The 551-nt window shown below is 42.8% G+C and carries 1 protein-coding gene; it reads right to left on the bottom strand.

Features of this window, described 5'->3' with window-relative positions:
* Positions 1-116: 116 nt before the first annotated feature.
* A complete protein-coding gene (gene arsC / locus ACS8FD_RS23615; protein WP_439261059.1) occupies positions 117-524 on the bottom strand; it encodes an arsenate reductase (glutaredoxin) in 408 nt (135 codons plus the stop codon).
* Between the last annotated feature and the right edge of the window lie 27 nt (positions 525-551).

The following is a 551-nucleotide window of genomic DNA, read 5'->3' as shown; positions in this document are numbered from 1 at the left end:
GACGTGGGTCATTTGGCGCAATCAACGACTCAATATCAATCGGTTGTAATTGACTGGCATCAATATTGGGCAAGTCATCTAGATTAAATGAGTCATCTGCGTGAGGTTGGTCTCTATTAGTTTTTGTCATGATAAATTGTCTCGCCGTCCTCTTTGTTAAAACTGCTTACTGGATTTTCTAACAATTCAAACACTCGCTCTGACGGTCTGCACAACGCTGCGCCCTTATCCGTGACTACGATAGGACGGTTGATTAAGATAGGATGGGCCATCATGGCATCGATAATCTGGTCATCAGACAACTCAGGATTGTCTAAGCCCAGCTCTTTATTAAGGGCTTCTTTACTGCGTAGCAGCTCTCTTGGTGAGATATTCATTTTTGCCAATAGCTCAACCAAGTAGTCACGGGTTGGCGGGTTTTTTAGATACTCCACCACTTCTGGTTGCTCGCCTGATGCCTTTATGATGGCAAGCGTATTGCGAGAGGTACCGCAGTTTGGATTATGAAAAATTAATGGTTTCATAGCAATTTTACCTATTGTTTGAATCTA

The organism is Psychrobacter sp. 1U2 (genome assembly GCF_051847575.1).
Note: the sequence above shows the minus strand (reverse complement) of the source record. Positions and strands in the feature narration are given on the sequence as shown.